This window comes from Streptomyces sp. ST2-7A, from assembly GCF_021390475.1.
GTDB lineage: Bacteria > Actinomycetota > Actinomycetes > Streptomycetales > Streptomycetaceae > Streptomyces.
This window is the reverse complement of sequence record NZ_JAJUWS010000018.1, coordinates 19,399-40,470: the sequence shown is the minus strand read 5'-3', so window position 1 is coordinate 40,470 and position 21,072 is coordinate 19,399. Positions and strand designations below refer to the sequence as shown.

At 72.7% G+C, this 21,072-nt stretch carries 19 protein-coding genes and 1 pseudogene; 11 read left to right on the top strand and 9 right to left on the bottom strand.

Annotated elements, in window-relative coordinates; translation table 11 throughout:
• Positions 1 to 224 precede the first annotated feature (224 nt).
• Positions 225 to 830 (bottom strand): TetR/AcrR family transcriptional regulator, encoded by a 606-nt coding sequence (locus LZF96_RS12980; RefSeq protein ID WP_233870620.1) that lies wholly within the window; start codon positions 828 to 830, stop codon positions 225 to 227.
• 101 nt (positions 831 to 931) lie between these two features.
• Here LZF96_RS12980 and LZF96_RS12975 point away from each other — a divergent pair, with 101 nt between their 5' ends.
• Both LZF96_RS12975 and LZF96_RS12970 read left to right on the top strand, forming a co-directional pair.
• Positions 932 to 1,387 (top strand): VOC family protein, encoded by a 456-nt coding sequence (locus tag LZF96_RS12975; protein ID WP_233870617.1) that lies wholly within the window; start codon positions 932 to 934, stop codon positions 1,385 to 1,387.
• Positions 1,388 to 1,536: 149 nt separating this feature from the next.
• The gene (locus LZF96_RS12970) at positions 1,537 to 2,223 is read left to right on the top strand and encodes a GyrI-like domain-containing protein (protein WP_233870614.1); all 687 of its coding nucleotides are present in this window, start codon (positions 1,537 to 1,539) and stop codon (positions 2,221 to 2,223) included.
• A 179-nt stretch (positions 2,224 to 2,402) separates the two neighbouring features.
• Here the strand turns inward: LZF96_RS12970 and LZF96_RS12965 are convergent, their stop codons facing one another.
• Together LZF96_RS12965 and LZF96_RS12960 are read right to left on the bottom strand one after the other, a co-directional pair.
• Positions 2,403 to 3,374, bottom strand: a complete 972-nt coding sequence (locus LZF96_RS12965) for a zinc-binding dehydrogenase (protein WP_233870611.1) — start codon at positions 3,372 to 3,374, stop codon at positions 2,403 to 2,405.
• Positions 3,375 to 3,626: 252 nt separating this feature from the next.
• Entirely contained in the window at positions 3,627 to 4,460 is an 834-nt protein-coding gene (locus tag LZF96_RS12960) for an alpha/beta fold hydrolase (protein WP_233870608.1), read from the bottom strand.
• A 135-nt stretch (positions 4,461 to 4,595) separates the two neighbouring features.
• Here LZF96_RS12960 and LZF96_RS12955 point away from each other — a divergent pair, with 135 nt between their 5' ends.
• The 3 genes from LZF96_RS12955 (at position 4,596) to LZF96_RS12945 (ending at position 6,847) form a co-directional block, all read left to right on the top strand.
• Entirely contained in the window at positions 4,596 to 5,225 is a 630-nt protein-coding gene (locus LZF96_RS12955) for a TetR/AcrR family transcriptional regulator (RefSeq protein ID WP_233870605.1), read from the top strand.
• Positions 5,226 to 5,426: 201 nt separating this feature from the next.
• Positions 5,427 to 5,897, top strand: coding sequence for a hemerythrin domain-containing protein (locus LZF96_RS12950; RefSeq protein ID WP_233870602.1), 471 nt, complete (start codon positions 5,427 to 5,429; stop codon positions 5,895 to 5,897).
• Between the two features lie 359 nt (positions 5,898 to 6,256).
• Positions 6,257 to 6,847, top strand: coding sequence for a DoxX family membrane protein (locus tag LZF96_RS12945; protein ID WP_233870599.1), 591 nt, complete (start codon positions 6,257 to 6,259; stop codon positions 6,845 to 6,847).
• A gap of 306 nt (positions 6,848 to 7,153) precedes the next feature.
• On the opposite strand, the gene LZF96_RS12940 is transcribed toward LZF96_RS12945, so the two are convergent.
• A complete protein-coding gene (locus LZF96_RS12940; RefSeq protein ID WP_233870596.1) occupies positions 7,154 to 7,318 on the bottom strand; it encodes a hypothetical protein in 165 nt (54 codons plus the stop codon).
• A 274-nt stretch (positions 7,319 to 7,592) separates the two neighbouring features.
• Here LZF96_RS12940 and LZF96_RS12935 point away from each other — a divergent pair, with 274 nt between their 5' ends.
• Complete coding sequence (locus LZF96_RS12935; protein ID WP_233870594.1) at positions 7,593 to 8,018, top strand: hypothetical protein; 426 nt, start codon at positions 7,593 to 7,595, stop codon at positions 8,016 to 8,018.
• Positions 8,019 to 8,504: 486 nt separating this feature from the next.
• Here the strand turns inward: LZF96_RS12935 and LZF96_RS12930 are convergent, their stop codons facing one another.
• The gene (locus LZF96_RS12930) at positions 8,505 to 9,092 is read right to left on the bottom strand and encodes a CRISPR-associated endoribonuclease Cas6 (protein ID WP_233870591.1); all 588 of its coding nucleotides are present in this window, start codon (positions 9,090 to 9,092) and stop codon (positions 8,505 to 8,507) included.
• A 114-nt stretch (positions 9,093 to 9,206) separates the two neighbouring features.
• Positions 9,207 to 10,484 (bottom strand): FAD-binding protein, encoded by a 1,278-nt coding sequence (locus tag LZF96_RS12925; protein WP_233870588.1) that lies wholly within the window; start codon positions 10,482 to 10,484, stop codon positions 9,207 to 9,209.
• 215 nt (positions 10,485 to 10,699) lie between these two features.
• Here LZF96_RS12925 and LZF96_RS12920 point away from each other — a divergent pair, with 215 nt between their 5' ends.
• Positions 10,700 to 11,443 carry a sulfite exporter TauE/SafE family protein gene (locus LZF96_RS12920; RefSeq protein ID WP_233870586.1) on the top strand — a complete coding sequence of 248 codons (744 nt, stop codon included), beginning with the start codon at positions 10,700 to 10,702 and terminating at the stop codon, positions 11,441 to 11,443.
• A 282-nt stretch (positions 11,444 to 11,725) separates the two neighbouring features.
• On the opposite strand, the gene LZF96_RS12915 is transcribed toward LZF96_RS12920, so the two are convergent.
• A complete protein-coding gene (locus tag LZF96_RS12915; protein WP_233870584.1) occupies positions 11,726 to 12,268 on the bottom strand; it encodes a pyridoxamine 5'-phosphate oxidase family protein in 543 nt (180 codons plus the stop codon).
• Positions 12,269 to 12,497: 229 nt separating this feature from the next.
• Here LZF96_RS12915 and lanKC point away from each other — a divergent pair, with 229 nt between their 5' ends.
• The 4 genes from lanKC (at position 12,498) to LZF96_RS12895 (ending at position 19,511) form a co-directional block, all read left to right on the top strand.
• On the top strand, positions 12,498 to 15,359 hold the full coding sequence (gene lanKC / locus LZF96_RS12910; protein ID WP_233870582.1) for a class III lanthionine synthetase LanKC: 2,862 nt from the start codon (positions 12,498 to 12,500) through the stop codon (positions 15,357 to 15,359).
• Between the two features lie 105 nt (positions 15,360 to 15,464).
• Complete coding sequence (locus tag LZF96_RS12905) at positions 15,465 to 15,584, top strand: SapB/AmfS family lanthipeptide (protein ID WP_233870580.1); 120 nt, start codon at positions 15,465 to 15,467, stop codon at positions 15,582 to 15,584.
• Between the two features lie 178 nt (positions 15,585 to 15,762).
• Positions 15,763 to 17,574: an ABC transporter ATP-binding protein gene (locus LZF96_RS12900; RefSeq protein WP_233870578.1), complete on the top strand. Its 1,812-nt coding sequence runs from the start codon at positions 15,763 to 15,765 to the stop codon at positions 17,572 to 17,574.
• Positions 17,574 to 19,511, top strand: a complete 1,938-nt coding sequence (locus LZF96_RS12895) for an ABC transporter ATP-binding protein (RefSeq protein ID WP_267940827.1) — start codon at positions 17,574 to 17,576, stop codon at positions 19,509 to 19,511. The genes LZF96_RS12900 and LZF96_RS12895 overlap by 1 nt, the downstream gene beginning before the upstream one ends.
• On the opposite strand, the pseudogene LZF96_RS27355 reads toward LZF96_RS12895, so the two are convergent.
• Both LZF96_RS27355 and LZF96_RS12885 read right to left on the bottom strand, forming a co-directional pair.
• Positions 19,437 to 19,610, bottom strand: a pseudogene (locus LZF96_RS27355) (helix-turn-helix transcriptional regulator); the annotation flags it as partial. The gene LZF96_RS12895 and the pseudogene LZF96_RS27355 sit on opposite strands and share 75 nt — an antisense overlap.
• 893 nt (positions 19,611 to 20,503) lie before the next feature.
• Complete coding sequence (locus LZF96_RS12885) at positions 20,504 to 20,926, bottom strand: PPOX class F420-dependent oxidoreductase (protein WP_233870576.1); 423 nt, start codon at positions 20,924 to 20,926, stop codon at positions 20,504 to 20,506.
• Between the last annotated feature and the right edge of the window lie 146 nt (positions 20,927 to 21,072).

Here is a 21,072-nt window from a genome sequence, read left to right as displayed (position 1 = left end):
ACCCCGCCCGGCCCCGGGTCACGGCCGCCGGCGAGGGGTGCGCGCCGGAACCACCCGCGTCGGCGCGTTGACGACGCGGTCGGCCGCGTCCTCGGCTCCGCTGTCGGGGCTCCCCCGCGAACAGCGGCGCGGCCGGCCGACGCTCCCGTCACGAGGACCGGAGTCGCATCGTTAGGGGTCGGATGAGCCGCGTCATCCGACCCCGGGGAGCACGGCGGGCGGGTTCACGTTCGATGGGGATCGTCCGGAACCCGCAACCCGTTCAACATGCGGTCCAACGCCCGCTCCGTCTGCTCCAGCGACCGCGGTCCCGCCGACCGGGCCAGCCACAACGCGGCCTCGTTCATCGCCCCCGAGAGCAGACGCACCACCGGCTCCACCGGCTGGTCGACGATCCCCCCGGTCGCCACAAGCTCCTCGATCACCTCGGCCAGGTGCCGGGCGGAGGATTCCTCGTCCATGGCCCGCCATTCGTCCCACCCGAGCACGGCGGGCGCGTCCACCAGCAGGATCCGCCCCACCACCGGATCGACACCGGCGGCGAGGAAGGCCCGACAACCGGCCCGCAGTTGGTCCCACGGCTCGTCGTACCGGCCGGCGACGGCGGCCACCCGCTCACCGAGCTCCCGCTGCACCTCCGCGACCACGGCCCGGAAAAGCCCCGCCTTGCTCTCGAAATGGTGGTAGGCGGCCCCCTTGGTCACCCCGACCGCTCCGGCCACCTCGGTGAGAGCGACGTCGTGATAGCCGTCGGCGGCGAACCTCCGGCGCCCCTCGGCCAACAGCGCCCGTCGCGTCGCCTCCCGCCGCTCGGCCCGTGTGACAGCCATCCGCGTTTCACCCTCCCTCACACATACCCGGAGTATGTTAGCCTCCGGTTTCGCATACCAAGGGTATGCGAAACCGGACCCCAATCGACGGGAGAGACGCCGTGAAGACCGAGCTGCGCAGCTTCTACCCGGTGATCGCCACTCGCGACGTCACCGCCTCACGCCACTTCTACGTCCGCCATTTCGGGTTCGAGGTGACCTTCGAGGCCGACTGGTACGTGAGCCTCCACCGCCCCGATGCCCCGCAGTACGAGCTCGCCCTCCTCGATCACGCCCATTCGACCGTTCCCGAGGGGTACCGCACCCCCCTCCGAGGTGGCCTCCTGCTCAACTTCGAGGTCGACGACGTCGATGCCGAACATCACAGGTTGGTCGAACAAGCAGGCCTGTCCGAACTCCTCCCCCCGCGCACGGAGGAGTTCGGACAACGCCACTTCATCGTCGGGGGACCGGACGGCGTGATGATCGATGTCATCAGGGTGGTTCCGGCCACCGAGGAGTACGCCGGGCACTACACCCGGGGAGAGACACCTGCCCCGCGGGGAGAGGACCGCTGACTCCGGAGGGTGGGACCAGCCCCTCCCGGCACGTCATCCGACCCCACCGGGAGCCCCTTCCCCTCCGCCCCCGTATCCGGTACCCGCCTCGAACCCTCCCGCCACCGGCCGGGTTGTCACGGTCCGGGTTGTCACGGGTCCATGGGGCGATGATGCCCGGGATCGGGTCACAGAACTTCGAGGACGCGCCGAGCGCGAGGGAGAGCACCTTCATGCACAACCACGACATCAAGAAGGAACGGCGGGACCTCTACTCGGCCCGATCCGACCGGTTCGGGATCGTCGACGTGCCCCGGTTGGACTTCCTCATGGCGGACGGCAGGGGCGATCCCAACACCTCGGCCGACCACCGCGCGGTGGTCGAGGCCCTGTACACGACCTCCTACGCCGTGCGGGCCCTCGCCAAGAGGCAGTTGGGCCGAACCCACACCGTCGGCCCGCTGGAGGGCCTGTGGTACGCGGACGACCTCGGCGTCTTCGCCGGTCGGGATCACGACGCCTGGAAGTGGACGCTCATGATCGTCCAACCCGGGTGGATCACCCCCGACATGATCGAGGAGGCGATGGGGGACGTGGCGCGGAAGAAGGACCTCCCCGCCGGGGACCGCGTGAGGTTCGAGGACCTCACCGAGGGGCGGTGCGCGCAGATCCTCCACCTCGGGCCCTACCACGAGGAGGGTCCCACGATCGCCCGCATGCACGAGGAGTTCATGCCCGCCGAACGGCTCGTCCCCCGCGGGCATCATCACGAGATCTACCTCTCCGACGCCCGCCGCACGGATCCGAGCCGGCTGCGCACCATCCTTCGCCAACCGGTCGCCCCCGCCCCGGGCTGATCCCACCCGCGCCCGGGGCGGCCCGGGACCACCCCCGATCGGGCTCGCTCGGACGCTCCGCACGCCGCCACGGCCGGCGGTGGGAGTCGGGGCGATGAGTCGCGGCCCGTGCCTTCCCCGGTCGTCCCGGGTGAGCCCCGGCCCCCACAGCCGTGGTCCGCCCGTCCCCGCCTCCGCCCTCACACCTCCAGCAGGGCCTTGCCGACGACCTGCCGGGCCTCCACGGCGGCGTGCGCCTCGGCCGCTCGGCTCAGCGGGAAGACGGCACCGATGACCGGCGTGATCCGCCCGGCCGCCGCCTCCTTCAGCGCCCGCTCGACCCACCCGCCGTACTCCTCCGGGGGGAACCACACCTGCTGGATGCCGTGCACGGCGATCCCCCGACGCTCCGCCTCCTCCGGGTCGATACCGGCGAAGTCGCCGGCGGCGGCCCCGTGGGCGGAGAAGTGACCGCCGTCGGCCGTCACCGCGAACGCCGCGCCCCCCAGTGACCCGCCGGCGCCGTCGAAGACCACGTCCACCCCGGCCCCACCGGTCAGCTCCCGCACCCGGTCCGGCCAGTCCGCCGCGCCGTGGTCCACCGCCGCGTCGGCGCCCAGCCTCCGCACCGTCTCCAGCTTCCGCCCACCGCGCGCCGTGCCGATCACCCGGGCCCCGGTGGCGTGCGCGAGCTGCACCAGCACACTGCCCATCCCACCGGCGGCGGCCACGATCAGCACGGTGGTTCCCGGGCCGAGGCGGGTGTTGCCGAAGACGCCCAGGGCGGTGGGGCCGTCGTGCACCAGCGCCACGGCCTCCCGCGTCCCCACGCCGTCGGGGATCGGGATCAGCGCCTCGACGGGAGCGACGACCCGTTCCGCGTAGGCACCCATGCCGTCCGACCTGGCGATGACGCGGCGGCCGAGCCAGGAGCGGTCCACCCCCTCCCCCACGGAGGTCACCTCTCCGCCCGCCGCGTCCCCGGGCACGTACGGCGGCTCGACGGTGAAGTGGTCGCGCCCCCAGCCGGACCGCACCTGCGTCTCCACGAAGAGGACGTCCACCACCGACACCGCGACCACGACCTGCCCGGGCCCGGCCACCGGGTCCGGGCGCTCCCGCCACACCAGTACCTCGGGACCGCCGAACCTCTGAACCTCGATCACGTGCATGGTTCCTCCCCTGGTCCGTTCACCGGTGGGGCGCGGTGTTCCCCGCCCTCGGGGATGAGTCTGGAACCTCCAGCAAGCTTGAGGTCAAGCGCCGCCGCCCGGGTAACGGAGCGGACGGTCCGGAGCGCCGCCCCCGGGTGGGGTCGCGCACCCGTTGACGGCGTTCGTCGTCGAGTGCCGCGGGACCCACCGGGGGCGGTGACGCGGCGGGAGTGCGGGCAACCCGCGCGCACCCCGGTCGCACAGGGCGGCCTACTTGGCCAGGAAGGCCAGCAGCGCCTCGTTGACCTCCTCCGCGTGCGTCCACAGCAGACCGTGCGGGGCCCCCTCGATCTCGACGTAGTCCGCGTCGGGCAGCAGCTTGCGGAAGGGGCGGGCGGTGGAGTCGATCGGCAGGATGCGGTCGGCGGTGCCGTGCAGGATCAGGGTGGGCACGTCGATGCGGGGGATGTCGCCGCGGAAGTCGGTGGTCCAGGTGGGCACGGCCGCGACGGAGGCGTGGGGGGAGGCGCCGGCGGCCACGTTCCAGCACTGGCGCACCACCTCCTCGGAGAGGCGGGAGCCGAGGAACTCGTCGGTGTTGAAGAAGTCCCGGTAGAACTCGGTGAAGTAGGCGTAGCGGTCGGCCTTGACTGCGGCGAGGATGCCGTCGAAGACCTCTTGCGGAACCCCGGCCTCGTTGTCCTCCGTCCTGCGCAGGAACGGCTCCACGCAGGCGAGGAACGCGGCCTTGGCGACCCGGCCGGAGCCGTGCGTGCCCAGGTAGCGCGCCACCTCACCGGACCCCATGGAGAAGCCGACCAGGGTGACGTCGGTCAGGTCGAGAGCCTCCATCAGCGTGTGCAGGTCCGCCGCGAAGGTGTCGTAGTCGTAGCCGGTGGTGGGCCGATCGGAACGACCGAATCCCCGGCGGTCGTAGGTGATGACGCGGTGGCCCGCCTCGAGCAGTGCGGCGGTCTGCCTCTCCCAGGAGTCCCCGTCGAGGGGGTAGCCGTGGATGAGGAGGACCGGACGACCCGAGCCGTGGTCCTCGTAGTAGAGCTCGATGTCGGCGCTGTTCTCGGTGCCCACGGTGATGCGAGGCATGGTTCCACCCTTCCGAACTTGAGGAGAACGGTCGTTCTCCTCCGATGGTCGCTACTCTAGAGAACGAGCGTTCTCCGCGCAAGTCGGATAGCTTGCCCCCTCGGGGGAGGTCGGAGAAGGAGAGGAAGAGGAACGGTGAAGGACCCCAGCGGCACGAGCACGGACCACCGGGCGCCGGAGCGGAGGATCGACGACGCGACCGCGCGCGACCGGGTGCTGCGCGCCGCCGATCGACTCTTCTACGATCGCGGCGTCCAGGCCGTCGGCATGGATGAACTGCGCACCGCGTCCGGTATTTCACTCAAACGCGTCTACCGGCTCTTCGCCTCCAAGGAGGCGATCGTCGAGGAGGTGCTGCGCCATCGGCACGAACTGTGGGAGGCGGGCATCTCCGCCGCCGTCGCGACCACCCCGGACCCACGTGAACGTCTCCTCGCCGTCTACGACTTCCTCGCCCGATGGTTCGACGACGACGGATTCCGCGGCTGCTTCTTCATCAACTCCTTCGGCGAGCTGAGCGGCACGGCGCCACGCGTCACCGAGATCGTGCGCGCCCACAAGGCGGGTTTCCAGGAGACCGTGTCCCGGCTCGTCGCCGAGGCGGGCGGTCCGCCCGACCTCGCCCCGCAGCTGGCGATACTCGCGGAAGGGGCCCAGACCACCGCCGCCATCGCCGGCACCTCCGAGGCGGCCGGGCAGGCCAGGGCGGCGGCCGGGACGCTCATCGATGTCGCCCTGCGCCCGCCCCGGGAACGGGCCGCCTGAAAAAGGGGAGGCAAACGAATGGTTGTCCGTCCGCGAGGTCGTCGACAGGGCGGCGGATCGTTTCGGTCCCGACGGGACCGTGGGGTTCGACGACGGGGTACCGTGGGGGAAGCGTCGCGTGCCGGTGGCAGACCGTGCCAGGCATGGAGGCGCCGAATCGAAGGAGGTCGATGATGCATTCGTCACACCCTTCGCTCTCGCGTGACTGAGCGCGAGACGACCAGGCTCGTCGCCTGGAGCCAAGAACTCCGTCGGGTCCATCACCGACTGCGCGAAGCGCTGTCGGTGACCCGCGCCTCCCTTGCCGACGGCACTCCCGGCGAGGCGGCCACCCGCGAGCTGCTGCTGTACTGCCACGGCTTCTGCACGGCCCTCGACGGCCACCACCGGGGCGAGGACCGCACCCTGTTCCCCGCCATCGCGGCCGCCCACCCGGAGCTGCGACCGGTACTGCGCGCGCTCGAGCAGGATCACTCGATGATCGCCCACCTGATCGGCGGCCTCCGAGCCGCGGTCGACCGGGCGGCGCCGCCCGAACAACTCGACCAACACCTCGAAGGCATCGCCGCGGTGATGGAGAACCACTTCCGCTACGAGGAACGGCAACTGCTCACCGTGCTCGAAACCCTCGAGGTGGCAGCCGCGCCCCGGGAGGCGCTGGGCCCGCTGTGATCCCGGACCGGACCGCGGGCGGCGGTGATGCCCTCCACTCACGGGATCCTCGGTCCCGCCGCGTATCACGGGATGCCGGCTGCCCGCCCCCCGGGGGGTTCGGAGGGTGACACGCCCGGCCGGGAGCCTGGCCGCCGCCCGGGTGATCGGCGCCTCGGAGTGCCGAACGGCTCGATCGCGGTCGCGGGCGCACGTGAGGCGGACGAGCGGCAGCCGACCGGCCGGCGAGTCGATGTCGGGGACCGCCGGGGAGATGGCCGTGCACGCTTATTGTCAGCCACGTTGGGGGCCCATACAGTCGACACCAGGGCGTGGGAGCGCTCCCACAGTCGCGAACGCTCCAGTCGAAGGGACACCCCGTGACGACTTCCCCCAGCAGGCGGACGGCCCCGCCCCCCGGCGGTTTCCACCTCCCCGGCGCCCTCTCCTCCCTCCTCCACCGGCACAGCATCACCCTGCTGCGCGTCTCCGTGGCGTTGCTGTTCCTCTGGTTCGGCGCCCTGAAGCTGGTGCCGAACGCCAGCGCGGCCGAGGAAATGGCCTCCCGCACCATGAGCGTCCTCACCGCCGGACACGTGGCACCCGAGGTGTCCCTCCGGGCACTGGGCTCGATGGAGATCCTCATCGGCGCCGGGCTCCTGACCGGTCTGCTGCTGCGACTCACCCTCGCCGTCTTCCTGGTTCACATGGCCGGGACCCTGGTGGCGCTGGTCGTCCTCGCCGGGGAGATGTGGCAGGGGACGGTGCTCGTGCCGACCCTGGCCGGGCAGTACGTCCTCAAGAACCTGGTGCTCATCACCGCCGGCCTGGCCATCGCCACGCACCGCCCGACCGTGCGCGGGCGGCGCTCCCGACCGCCCCGGGGACGGGCGGCCGACACCGGTGCCGGTGTCGGTGAGGCGGTGGCCTCGGAGCCGCCGCCGACCCCCGCGTCGACGGTGATCACCTGAGTGGGGCCGGAAACCGTGACAGCCGGGAGTCGCCGGGGCCGAACCGCCGTTTTGTGAGTGCTCGGGGCTCTCCCGCCTCTTCCCGGCGAGGTCCGTCGGTGTCCCCCCGGGCTCCCGGCCCCGGGCGGAGGCGTGGGAGAGCAGAGTCCCGCCCGCGTCCGGGGGCGAGCACCCGCTCGTCGGCAACGACTGCGCGGCCCTGCGGAATGGAGGGGACCCGGTTCCCGGGACCGCGCCCCGGAAGCCCGGCGGGTTCGAAACCGCCTACCGTCTCCCGGCGGGGAAAAGGTCGGATCGAACCGCGTCCTACCGGGTGAAGTCGTGCAGGTGGTAACAGAGTTCGTCGTCGATCGCCTCGCGGTGGATGTCGATCTCGACCAAGGCGGGACGGCCGTCCCTCTCCATCTCGACCCTGACCGAGTCGGCATCCCACTCCTCGTCGGCCGTCTTCGCGCGGGTGGCTTTGTTCACGAGAACGGACAGCAGGTGTTCACCACTTCGGGAGGCACCACTGCTGGCGGCTGTTCGATTCCAGTTGTGATGTGGCAGTAGGTTCGAGGTCGCGCAGGAACCGTGCTCCGACCACTCAAGTGATACCTGCGCGCCTGCGGTGAGCTTCCGTTTCGCCCTTCCGGTGGGTTTGTTGGTGGAAAACATCAATAGCAGGATGCGGGCTCGTACGGTCCATGGTGGCCCGGCTTATTGAAGCCGGCGTGGGCATTTCGTTCGAGAGGACTCACTCCGCATGTTCAAGAGCAGCAGCAGGAGGACCCGCAAGGCGGCCTGGGCGGCAGCCGCGCTCGGTCTCGTGACCGGAGGGGTGTGCGCCGGGGTGGCGGGAGCAGCAGTCGCGCCCGGCGCCAAGGTGACGGCCCCGTACGCGCAGGCAGCCGCCGTGGTCAACGCCGACGGAAGCATCAACCGGTCCAAGGGAATCAGCAGCGTCACGAAGCCTGCCGTCGGGAAATACTGCGTAGAGCTGGAGGACAAAGACCTGGACCTCACCAAGCTCGTCCCGGTCGCGACCCTCCAATACACGTCCTTCGAATACGGGATCCGCATCTCGTACTGGCCGCATCCTGACTGCGGAAACCGCGCAGACACCATTCACGTCATCACGGGAATGCCGAACAAGTGGGTGGACCAGGCATTCGGGATCGTCGTCCCATGAATCCACACCGCCGGTGATTCTCCGGCCCCGTCGGCACCCTGCCCGGCGGGGCCGCCGCTCGTCCAGCCCGAGTCAGCGCCCAGCCGATGTCTCCATGTGCAAGCAGTTCGATTCCCACCGTTCGCTCGGGTGCGTCCCGAGGCGGTGAACATCTGCTGTCCGTTCTCGTGAACAAAACCACGGCGGTGACGGTCACCGCCGTCACCCAGAAGCCGCACGATTCTCGGGCCCGGGCCGAATCCCCTCATCGCCACCGGCAGACCGTCACCGGAGCAATCCAAGTCGCTCCCGTTTCGAATCCTGAGCTGGGAGAACTCCTGTCGGGACCTTGAACACAGACCCTAAAGGCGCTGGTAGGAGCATGACCAGAGGGGAGGATCGGCACGGATTTTTCAGCGAACCTCCGATTGTTCCGAAAACCCCGGAGTGTTGCTGAAATCCGGGCGTCCGCCCCGGCCTGCGACCAACCCGGAAGAGCCCGGCACCTCACCGCGTCGGATGCGGGATGATCCAGCCGAAGCCGGCCGCGTTCGCCTGTCCCAGCCCCCGACTCCACAGTGTGCGCAGTGTTTCCGTCGGCCCGGAGAGTGCCATCTCCACCGGCGCTCCGGGCCTGGCGCCACCTCCGACCCGGAACGAGCGCTGCGATCCGACCCGGGTCACCGCTTCCAACTTCACGGCCGGGTCCATACCCAACGTCTCGGCCTTTCGGACGAGGTTCCCCTCGATGTACTTCCCCCACTCCTCGTGGTCCGGCAGCAGCCAGGGTGGCCGGGAGACGCGCTCCCCGCCCTCGTCCCGGCTCGCCCCTTCATGACCACCGGGGTTGAGGTGCGCAACCGGGCCCGGCCGGAGGAGAACGCCGGTGGGGGGGATCACCTCAATGCGTGTCAACCGCAGTGCCACACCTCCCCAGTCGAGGAGTTCGCGTTCCGCGAAGCCCTTGCGCGGGGTCTCGGCGAGTTGCGGCACGGGGCTGCCGAATTCCACGGTGCCCGGTCCGCCGGCGGCGTACCGGCCCCGCACCCGGTGTGCCAGGGGAAAGACCGGGGCCCCGTGACCGAACGGCACCATGCCGTAACCTCCGACGCCCCGCTCGTGCAGTCGCCTGCCGACGGTCGGTTCCAATCGGCCGAGCACGCCGGGACCAGGCTGCGGCCCGGCGTCAGGACCACATCCCGGGGCGGGTCAGTCCTCCGCCAGGAGGTCGTCCAGGTAGGCGTTGCGGAAGACGCCGTCGGGGTCGTGGTCGGTGACCAGGCGGCGGAAATCGGGCAGGCGGTCGTAGGCCGCGCCCAGTTCGGAGGGGCGCCGGGAGCTGAGCTTGCCCCAGTGCGCGCGGGCACCGAGCGGCATCAGGCGGTCCTCCATCTCGGCGATGACCGGAAGCACCGCCCCGGGGTCCTTGCGCCAGGTGAAGTGGAAGGCGACCGTGTCCCGGCCGCCGCTGGGGCTGAGCCACTGGGTGTCGGCGGCGATGGTGCGGATCTCCGAGACCAGCAGCACCGGCGCCATCCGGGGGCCCAACTCGCGCAGGTGGGCGATGGCGGCGGCGGCCTCGTTCCGGGGCAGGAACAGTTCGGACTGCACCTCGTCGCCCCGGCTCGGGGTGAACTCGGCGCGGAAGTGCGGCAGACGCTCGTGCCATGGGCCGGGCACGCCGTTCTGCACGGTGCAGTGCTCGGCGGGCATACCGGGAACGGGGTGCCACGGCTCGTCGGCGGGCCGTCCACCCATCCAGTCCGTGCCGGGGTGCGCGCCACCGCCGGGCTCGTCGGTGCTCATCTTCAGCACCACCGTGCCCATGGCGCCCGACCAGTCGGTGAAGACGCTCACGCTGCGGGCCGTCGCGAACACCTCGTCGAAGTGCTCGACCACCGTGGTCAGCGGCACGTCCACCTGCACCCACTGCGCGACCTCGAACGCGGGCTCGGTGCGCAGGGTCACCTCGGTGACCACGCCGAGCGCCCCGAGGTTCACCACGGCGCCGGGGAAGCGGTCCGGGTCCCGCTCACGGCTCAACTCCAGCGGTTCGCCGCCGGGGCCGATGATCCGCACCGCCGTCACCGCGTCGGCCAGGCCGGGCTGTCGGCTCCCCGAGCCGTGGGTGCCGGTGGCCACCGAGCCGTAGACGGAGATGTGCGGCAGGGAGGCCATGTTGCCCAGCGCCCGGCCGCGCGCGTGGAGGGCGGCGGCCACCTCGCCGTACAGCGTCCCGGCGGAGACGGTGACCGTGGAGGCGTCCTCGTCCATCTCGAAGACCCGGGGCAGGGCGTTCACGCGCACCAGGTCGCCGTCGGTGTCGGCGATCAGGTTGAAAGAGTGGCCGCTGCCCAGCACGCGGACCCGGCGCCCCTCGGCGACCACGCGACGCAGCTCGTCCACCGTTTCCGGGTGGTGCAGCCGGGCCGCGCCGAAGGTCACGTTCCCGGCCCAGTTGCGGGCGACGGCACCGGTGGAGGTCATGCGCGGTCCTGTTCGGTTTAGAGCGAATATGCGGTGGACACCGGTTCGGACCAGGTGGTTTCCGGTGGATGTCCGGCCCCGACTGTAAGCCGAAACGGCTTTTCCCGACAGGCCCCACCGGCCCCCGGAGCCCCGCGTTCCGAGGAGTGGGACCCCGGGGCCGGAAGGACGGGCGGCCGGAAGGGGTGGAAGGCCATCGGATAGTGTCCCCGGCGATGTCCGATCCCACCCTGTGGGGATTCACGGCGCTGGTGATCGCCGCGTTGCTCGTCGGCTTCGCCAAGACCGCGATCGGCGGCGTGGCGGCGATCAGCGTGGCGGTCTTCGCCGCCGTCCTCCCCGCCCGCGAGTCCACCGGCGCGTTGTTGCCGCTGCTGCTGGTCGGCGATCTCTTCGCCATCCACGCCTACCGCAAGCACGCCGACTGGGGAGTGCTGGTACGCCTCTTCCCCTCGGTGGCGGTAGGGGTCGGAGTGGGCACGGTGTTCATGGCGCTGGTCGACGACACGGTGATGCGGCGCACCATCGGGGCGATCCTGCTGGTGATCGTGGGCGTGCACGTGTGGCAGCAACGGCGGCGCGTGCCGGGGGCGGACCCGCCCGCCCCGCACATCGCCCGCACCACCGCCTTCGGCCTGGCGGCCGGGTTCACCACCATGGTGGCCAACGCGGGTGGGTCGGTGATGGCGCTCTACCTGCTGTCGGCGGGCTTCGCGATGATGGGGTTCCTGGGTACGGGGGCCTGGTTCTTCTTCGCGGTCAACCTCTTCAAGCTGCCGTTCAGCGTCGGGCTGGGGCTGATCACCGTGGACTCGCTGATCCTGAACCTGTGGTTGGCCCCGGCCGTGGTGGTCGGCGCGCTCATCGGTAAGGCGGTGATCCACCGCATGGACCAGTCCCTCTTCTCACGCCTGGTCCTCATCTTCACGACACTCTCCGCCCTCAACCTGCTGCGCTGAGGGCAGTGTTTCCCTCGAAGGGGCGATGAGGACGACTCCACCGCCCCGATCTCCCACATCCGCCCCCCTGTTGCTACCCCCCGAAGGGGTGATGAGGACGACCGGCCCGGCGCTGGTCGGTCTGTGGGGTGCGCGGGGTTGTTACCCCTCAAAGGGGTGATGAGGACCCCATGGTGAAGGTGCTGGTGGGGGCGGGGGTCGGGAGGGTCCACGGGCGGGATTTTTCAGCGGACCTCCGGCGGTGCACGATACCCCGGCGTGTCGCCGACATCCGCCGTCCGGTCAGGCCGATCGGAAGCGCCAGCGGGTCTGGGCGAAGGTGCCCTTGGCGAAGCCGAAGGCGGTGGTAGGGGTGATGCGGAAGGCCAGTGCCTCGCCGCCCTCTGCGTGGTGGAGCATCCCGTCGCGGGCGGTGAAGGCCCATTCGGTCCCGTACTTGGCGACGTAGGCGTGGGCGATCCGGCGCAGGGCCTCGTCGTCGCTGACGCGCTCGGCGGGGCCCTCGACGGTGATGTCCAGGCCGTGGCCGAGGGTGTTGGTGCCGGTGGTGAGAACGCAGTGCGGGTTGGTCGCGAGGTTGGCGGCCTTGCGTTCGCCGGGGCCGGTGGTGAAGTGCGGAGCGTCGTCCACCCACACCGACAGCAGTGGGGTGACGTGCGGGCGGCCGTCGGGGCGGACGGTGGAGAGCCAGAAGATCTCGGCCGCGCGCAGTGTCTCCAGCCCGGTCGGCCACGGGGTGGCCGTGGCGCCGGGTTCGCTGAAACCGGGGTGGAGTTCGGTGGTCGGGGTGCCGCCGGGGGTTCCGGACTTCTTCGTCTCCGCCATGGGATTCACCGTAGGGCCGACCACCGACAATCCGCCGGTGCGGCGGAGCCGCCCGGGTGAGGAGGCGCGCGGCCGGCGGGCGGAACGGGGGTGTTCACCGGCGGTGTGCGCCCGTTCACGGCGCACCGGGAAAAGGGTGCGTTCCGCATGTCCGACACATGACGGGCGCGACTGTTCCGATGAGTCGCCGATATGGAAATCTCATGTCCAGTCATCCGAAGGGGGATGAATGGACAAGCGGTACGAGGCATTCTGTCTCGCCGACCCGTATTTCTACGAGACGCCCGCACGCGGCCCGGCCCGTTCCCGCCGGTCGAATTCCTCGACCGACGCGAACGGCGGCAACGGGACGAACGGAAAGGGCGGGGAATTCCCCGCCGCCCGTCGCCCGGTGCCCGCCGGGTGGACCACCGGTCGCGCCGGCGACTGGCTCCACCTGCACCCGGAGGGCCTGGACCTTCCCGCCCAGGGTTGGAAGATCCACGTCTCGGCCCGGCCGGGGAACGCGGCCCGGATCGCCGACGCGGTCCATGACTACTGCGTCCCCCGCCGTCTGTCCTTCAAATTCGTCCCCACCTCCCACCAGGTTTATCTGCGGAATTCCAAATACGCCCCGCGCGAGGCCGCCGGAAAATTCGTCACCCTCTACCCGGAGGACACGAACCGGCTGCGCGTCGTACTGGAGGAATTGGACGAAATCCTGAAGGGTGAGACCGGCCCCTACGTTCTGAGTGATCTGCGCTGGCGCGAGGGACCGCTGTACGTGCGGTACGGGGGGTTCACCCGTCGGCTGTGCGCCGATGACAGCGGTGCCCTGGTGCCCGCGCTGGAGAACGCCGAGGGCGAGCTGGTGCCCGACCTGCGGCGGCCCGGTTTCCACCTGCCCCCGTGGGTGACCCTGCCCGACTTCCTCGAGCCGGCCCTGGCCGCTCGCAACGCCACCACGGTGCGGGAGCTGCCGTACCGGATCGAGCGGGCGCTGCACTTCTCCAACGGCGGCGGCGTCTACTCCGGCACCGACACCCGCACCGGTGAGCAGGTGGTGCTCAAGGAGGCCCGCCCGCACGCCGGTCTGGCGGCCGACGGCGTGGACGCCGTGGCCCGGCTGGAGCGCGAGGCGGCGGCGCTGGAACGGCTCGACGGTCTGGACACGGTGCCCCGTCTGCGGGACGGGTTCACCCTCGGGGACCACCGGTTCCTGGTGATGGACCACCTGCCGGGGCGCACCCTGAACTCCTTCTTCGCCGAGCGACACCCCCTGCTGACGCCCCGGACCGACCGGGCGGCGATCGCCGAATACACGCGGTGGGCGCTGGGGATCCTCGCGGCGGTCGAGCGGGCGGTGACCGCCCTGCACGAGCGGGGCGTGGTCTTCAACGACCTGCACATGTTCAACATCATGGTCGCGCCGGACGAGACCTCGGTGGCGCTGCTGGACTTCGAGACGGCCTCGTACCCGGGTGCCGAGACCCGGCAGTTGGTCGCCCACCCCGGTTTCCTGGCGCCCGCGGACCGCTCCGGTCCGGCGGTGGACCGGTACGCGCTGGCCTGTCTGCGGCTGGCGATGTTCCTGCCGCTGACCAGCCTGTTGGGGTTGGATCGCGGCAAGGCCGCCCACCTGGCCGAACTGGCCTCGGGGTTGTTCCCCGATCTGCCCGCCGGGTTCCTGGACGCCGCGGTGGCGGAGATCGAGCACGCCTCCTCCACCACCGAGGCCACGACCGCCGGAACCGGCGGGACCGCCGGGATCGCGGTCTCCCCCGCCGCCGGGGATCCGCCGGGCGTCACCGGTCCCGCGGCCGCCCGCCGGGCGGCCGAACCGGCGGCGGCACGCCAATCCGAAGACGCCGGGCACACCGGACCGGCCGGGCCCGCCGGGGGCACCGACCCCGGTGGCCGGTCGCCGGACCGGGAGGCCCTGGTGCGGGCGATCCTGGACTCCGCCGATCCCGGGCGCGTCGACCGGCTCTTCCCCGGCGACATCGCCCAGTTCTCCGAGGGCGGGGGCAGTTGCCTGGCCCACGGCGCGGCCGGGGTGCTGTACGCGCTGGCCGAGGTGGGCGCGGACCCGTACCCCGAGGGTGAGCGCTGGCTGCTGGACCGGGTGGCGGAACGAGGGCCGAACGCGCCGCTGGGCCTGTACGACGGGCTGGGAGGTGTCGCGCTGGCGCTGCACCGACTCGGACACGCGGAACGGGCGCTGGAACTGACCGACGCGCTGTGCCTGCCGGGGCGCGCGAGGGGCTGGGAGCACCTGCCGGTGGACCTGTTCGGCGGGCTGGCCGGCATCGGGTTGACGCTGGATCACCTGGCCGACGCCGGGGCCGGGGAGGCCGCCCGGCGGGGCGCGGAGTCGATCGCCGAGCGATTCGCCGAACATCCCTCGCTGGTGGGGCCGGTGCGCCCGGACTCCCGCGCCGGGTTGCTGCACGGCGCGTCGGGAGCGGCCCTGTTCCTGATCCGACGGTACGAACGCGATGGTGAGCGGGCCCGGTTGGACGCCGCGGGCGCGGCGCTGCGCCGGGATCTGTCGCGGTGCGTCCCCGACCGCTCGGGCACCCTGCTGGTCGACGAGGGCAGTCGGTTGATGCCGTACGTCGGGGCGGGGAGCGTGGGCATCGCCATGGTGCTGGACGCCTACCTGGCGCACCGCCCGGAGGAGGAGGACCTGGCGCGGGCCCGGGCCGCGATCCTGCCCGCCGCCCGCTCCCGCTTCTACGTCCAGCCCGGTCTGTTCCGGGGCCGGGCGGGGATGATCCTGCACCTGACCCGTACCCCGCTCGACGGTCCCGCGGAGGACCGGGAGCGGGACCTGGCGGAGCAGGTCGACGCGATGGCCTGGTACGCGGTCGCCCTCGGCGACGGCACGGCCTTCCCCGGCGACCAGATGATGCGGCTGTCGATGGACCTGGCGACCGGCACCGCCGGATGTCTGCTGGCCCTGACCGCCGCCCGGCAGCCCGATCGCGGTATCGGGCTGCCCTTCCTGCCGCCCCTCGCCCCACGCGGCGACGGCCGGCCCCACGAACGCCCCCGCTCGACGGGGGTGCGCCACAACAGAACAGCGCCGTTCCCGCTCGTCTCGCGATGAGTCCGGCGACCGGCGCACTCCCCGGGGGTTTCCGGAGACGGTGACTCCCGGAGGAATCCACCACATCACACATCAGAGGCACCACCCGAAGAAAGGGACACCGTCATGGCTCTTCTGGACCTGCAGATGATGGACGCCACCCCCGAGACCACCGAGTACGGCGGGGGCAGCACCGCCAGCCTGCTGCTCTGCGGTGACAGCAGCCTGAGCGTCGTCACCTGCTGACGTCGGTCCCCCCGCCGTGGCCCCGGGCGATTGCCGCCCGGGGCCACGGCTCCGGCGTGTCCGCGGACCGGAGGGACCCACCCCGCGCGGCCGGGGGACACAACGGCGGCGGATGACACGAGAGGACTTCGAGAGGTTCGACGGGCCCGCCGGAGCCGAACGGGGGTCGGTCGGGCCGATGGTCAGGACAGGAGCGTTGACGACCGTGCCGGAGAAAACCGCCGTTCCCACCCATCCCGGGGCCGCTCCCGAGGTCTCCCCCGGCCCGGCCCCCGGCCCCTCCGCCGAACCGACCGTGGACCGCCGCCCCGCCGCGGACCCCGCTCCGGTCACCGCCCGCGCGGTGCTGCGGGCCTCCCGTGGTCGCGCCGTCGCGCTCGCCCTGGTCGGCCTGCTGACGACCGCCGTGGAACTCGTCCTGCCCGCCGTCCTGGGCGGCGCACTGGACGGTCTGGTGGCCGGCGAGGGGACCGGGAGCGCGCTGCCGTTGTGCATGGCGCTGATCGGGACCGCGGTGGTGCTGGAGGGGGTGCGCACGGTGCTGGCCGGTACGACGGACGCGCGGGCCGCCGCCGGACTGCGACGGGACCTGGTCGGCCGTCTGCTCGCCGTGGGCCCGGAGGCGACCCGTCGCCTCGGGACCGGGGAGACGGTGACCCGGGGGACGGTCAACGCCGCCCACGCCGGGGGGTTTCCCGTGGCGCTGGCCGGGTTGGTGCCGGCGGTGCTCACCCCCGTCGGCGGGTTGGTCGCCCTGTTCCTGCTCGATCCCCGGCTGGCCCTGGTCGTGCTGCTCGGCGCGCCGCCGCTGGTGGTGCTGTTGCGCTCCTTCGCCCGTTCCACCTCCGACTGCGTGTCGCGGTACCAGAAGGCGCAGGGGACGCTCGCCGCGCGGCTGGTGGAGGCCCTGACCGGGGCCCGCACGATCGCCGCCGCCGGCACCCGGGAGCGTGAACGGGACCGGGTTCTCGAGCCGTTGACGGAGTTGGGGCGGCAGGGTCATCGGCTGTGGCGGGTCCAGGGGGCGGCCTCCGCCCGGGCGGTGCTGCTGGTGCCGCTACTGGTGTTGGGGGTGGTGGCGGCGGGGGGCCTGCTGGTGGCCGAGGGGGACCTCGGTGCCGGGGAGCTGCTCGCGGCGGCCCGCTGGGCCGCCCTGGCGGCGGGTGCCGGATCCCTGGTCGGCGGACTCTCGGCGGTGGTGCGGGCACGCGGCGCGGCCCGCCGACTGGACGAGGTGCGGGCCGTCGAGCCACCGCCCTCGGGGGACCGCGACCTTCCGCCGGGCCCCGGGGCGGTGGGGTTGCGGGGGGTGACGGTGGTGCGCGACGGCCGGGAGGTGTTGCGCGGCGTGGACGTGGAACTGCCGGGTGGCGCGACCACGGCGGTGGTGGGACGGTCCGGGGCCGGGAAGTCGGTGCTGGCGGCCGTGACGGGGGGTCTGCTCGCGCCCGACGCGGGCGAGGTGCTGCTGGACGGGGTGCCGGTGGCCGAGTTGGCGCCGGCGGTACTGCGGCGCGAGGTGGGGTGGGCCTTCGAGCGGCCGGCGTCGGTGTCGGGCACCGTGGCGGACTCGATCGGGTTGGGGCCGTGTCCCCCGTCGCGGGAGCGGATCGAGGCGGCGGCCCGGGCCGCGTGCGCGGACGGGTTCGTGCGGGCGTTGCCGAAGGGGTACGACACCCCGTGCGCGGAGGCGCCGCTGTCCGGCGGGGAGTCCCAACGCATCGGGTTGGCCAGGGCGTTCGCGCACCGGGGGCGGCTGCTGGTGCTGGACGACGCGACCTCCGGGCTGGACGCCGTCACCGAGAACCGGGTCGAGCGGGCCCTGGCGGCGGCCGGACGGGGGCGGACCCGGCTGGTGGTCGCCCACCGGCCGCGCACCGCCGCCCGGGCGGATCGGGTGGTGTGGCTGGAGGACGGGCGGGTGCGGGCCTGCGGCACGCACGCGGAACTGTGGGCGGATCCGGCGTACCGAGCGGTGTGGAGGGGCTGATGGGGGCCGTCGTGGAGGACCGTCCACGCGGGACGGGGAAGCGGGGGGAGCCGGCGACTCGGCCCGGACGGGGGCTGTTCGGGGCGGGGCTGCGCTTCCTGCGCCGGCGGCCTGGCGCGGTGGCGGCGCTGACCCTGTGGTCGCTGCCGGAGGCGGCCCGGACCCTGCTGCTGGGGTACGGCGTGGCGCGGGCGCTGGACGACGGTTTCCTGGCCGGGGAGCCGGCGGTCGGGCTGCTGTGGCTGTCGGTCGCCGCGGCCGGGGTGGTGGTGGGCGCGATCGGCACCTGGCGGGTGCACCGGGCGGTGGCGGCCCTGGTGGAGCCGCTGCGGGATCTGCTGGTGCGGCGGGTCACCGATCGGGCGCTGGCCGAGGCGGTGCGCGCGGGCCGCCCGGGGGACACCTCGGTGGTCTCCCGGCTGACCCACCAGACCGAGATCGCCCGGGACGGGTTCGCGGGGCTGGTGCTGATCACCCAGATGTTCGTGTTCACGTCGGTGGGCGCGGTGGTGGGGCTGCTGTGGCTGGATCCGCTGCTGTTGGTCGTCGTGGTGCCGCCGCTGGTGACGGGCCTGGTGCTCTTCGGGTGGTCGTTGGGGCCGCTGGCCCGCCGGCAGGCGGCGCACCTGGTGGCGGAGGAGGAGTGGTCCCGGTCGCTGGGCGCGACCGTGGTGGGGTTGCGGGACGTGGTGGCGGCGGGCGCGGAGGAGCGGGTGCGCGCCGGGGAGGAACGGCGGGTGGCGGCGGCCGAGCGCTCGGGGCGGGCGCTGGCGCGATGGACGGTCACCCGGCCGCTGGCGATGGCGGTGGGCGGCTGGGGGCCGGTGGTGGTGCTCCTGCTCGCGGCCCCGGCACTGTTGGACCGGGGGTTGACGGCCGGGGCGCTGGTGGGGGCGCTGACCTATCTGACGCAGTCGTTGATCCCGGCGCTGGAGACGCTGGTGCGGGGGGTGGGGGGCGCCGGGGCGCGGTTGGTGGTGGTGGTCGGGCGGTTGCGCGCGGCCACCGGGCCGTTGCCGCCGCTCCCCGCGTCGAGGCCCGTGCCGGGACCGGGTCCGGGCCCGGGGGCTCCGGCCGTGGAGATGCGCGGGGTGTGCTTCGGCTACGGCGGGGTGGGGTCCCCGGTGTTGACGGACCTGGACCTGGTGGTGCCCCGGGGCGGACGGGTGGCGGTGATGGGTCCCAGCGGGGTGGGGAAGTCGACGCTGGCGGCCGTGCTGAGCGGTCTGGTTCCCCCCGACGCCGGGCGGGTGGCGCTGTGCGGGGTGCCCTTGGCCGGGCCCGGTACCGACGGGTTGGCGGGGTTGAGGACCCTGGTGCCGCAGGAGTCGTACGTGTTCTCCGGCTCGGTGCGGGAGAACCTGCTGTACCACCGGCCAGGGCCCCCGCCTCCCGATGCGGTGGTGGTCGGGGCGGCACGGGAGGTGGGGGCGGGGGAACTGGTGGAGCGCCTGGGCGGCCCGGACGGCCCGGTGGCACCGGCGGCGCTGTCCGCCGGGGAACGGCAACTGTTGGCGCTGGCGCGGGCGCACCTGTCCCCGGCACCGGTGCTGGTGCTGGACGAGGCGACGTGTCACCTGGACCCGGCGGCGGAGGCGCGGGCGGAGAACGCGCTGGCGGACGTCACCGGGCGGACATTGGTGGTGATCGCCCATCGACCGGGGTCGGCTCGGCGGGCGGATCGGGTGCTGATGCTGGACGGCACCCACGCCGACCTCGGCACGCACGCGGAACTGGTGGGGCGCTGCCCCGGTTACCGGGAGTCGGTCGCCGGATGGTCAGATCCAACCGGACTCGCGGGAGATGCGGACGGCGTCGACGCGATTCCGGGCGCCGGTCTTGCGGGTGACGGCGGCGACGTAGTTGCGGACGGTGCCCCGGGAGAGGTGGAGGTGGGACGCGATCTCGGCCGGGGAGCAGCCGTCGGCGATCAGTGAGAGCACGTGCAGTTCCCGGGGCGTGAGGGGGATGGTCGCGGCGTGGATGAAATCGGGGGCGAGCGCCTCGTCGACGTATCGGTGCCCCTCGGCGGTCATCCGGATGGCCTTGATCAGGCGTTCGGGGTCGGCGTCCTTGCTGACGTAGCCCAACGCACCGGCCTCGGTGGCGCGGCGCAGTACGCCGGGGCGGCCGGTGTCGGCGAGCACGAGGAGCGCGGTGGAGCCGGCGCGCAGTCGCCGGCCGAGCTCGGCGTCGAGGACGTGCCGGTCCGGGGCGTGGTGGTCGGCGGTGTGCCGGTCGGGGCTGTCGGTGTCGGCGACGCACACATCGGCGCGGGCTGTTCGATCCCCCTCCAGCGCCTCGGCCCGGGACACCGCCTCGACGCCCAGTTCCGGATCCGCGCCCAGGGCGGCGGCGAGGGCGGAGCGCAGTAAGGGGGTCTCGTGTACCAGCAGTACCCGGATCACAGGCGGTCCCACTTTCGGTCGACTCGTCCACGTGCGGGTGGACACCGGATCATGGTGAGGGTCACGGCATCGACACAGAAGAGGGCACGGACCGTTCCGAGGCTCGCCCCGGGGCGAGCCGGGCGGAAGCGTGGTGGCGTGGACGGTCGGCGGAGGGGGGTGGGGGGACCCCGACCTCCCGTGATCACCGGGGCGTATTCGCTGGCAGGCCGCGTGGCGCCGAAGAGGAAGGGGAGGTACCCGTTCCACTCGACACCCCCGGGCGTACGCGGGGCGCGCGGGACCCGCGGCGTGCTCCTGTTGGCCCGCCTCCGATACCCGACGGCGTTCGTACGCACGTTCCCCCGTGCCCGGGGCGCACGCTCCCGGGCACGGGCACACGGGGCGTGCTCGCTCGGCCCGGCACGCGCCGACGTGTCGACGCGCCGCCGGGGCCCGGGGCGGCGGGGACCTGCGATCCCGGCCGGCGCCGGGTCGGTGGGCCGGCGCCGGGACGCCGACCCACCCCGGGCGGGAACGGTTCAGCCACCGACCTGGTCGTTGTCCTTCATCTCGCCCCAGCCGTGCCAGCGGTCGATCTCGACCCACGCGCTGACCCGTCCCCGGTCGCGGACCGGGTACGGCTTGCCGCTGTAGTGGCGGGAGAGCCGGTCGATGTCGGCGAGGTCGGTGTCCTCCCGGATGTCGACGACACGCCCGATCAGGCTCACGTGGGTGTACCAGCTCTTCTCGTCCAGGATGCTCAGAGTCACCCGGGGGTCCCGGCGCACGTGGGCCAGGCGTCGGCGGCCCTCGTCCATGTTGACCAGCACCCGGCCGTCCTCCCACAGGTACCAGGTGGGGGTGGCGACGGGCGTGCCGTCCGAACGCAGTGTGGCGATCACGCACGGGTTGGGGTGGGTGAGCATCTCGATCGCGTCCGACGGCAGCGGCGGCTTGGACACACGAACTCCTCGGGGTTCTCGGCGGTGGTGCCGGGTGCGGGCCCGGGGCCGGGCCCGGCCGGGGCGTGGGTCCAGCATCGCGGACCCTTCGGGCTCGGGCCCGGAGGCGCGGCCCCGACCTTCGGTGTGTCCCGCCGAACGGGCCC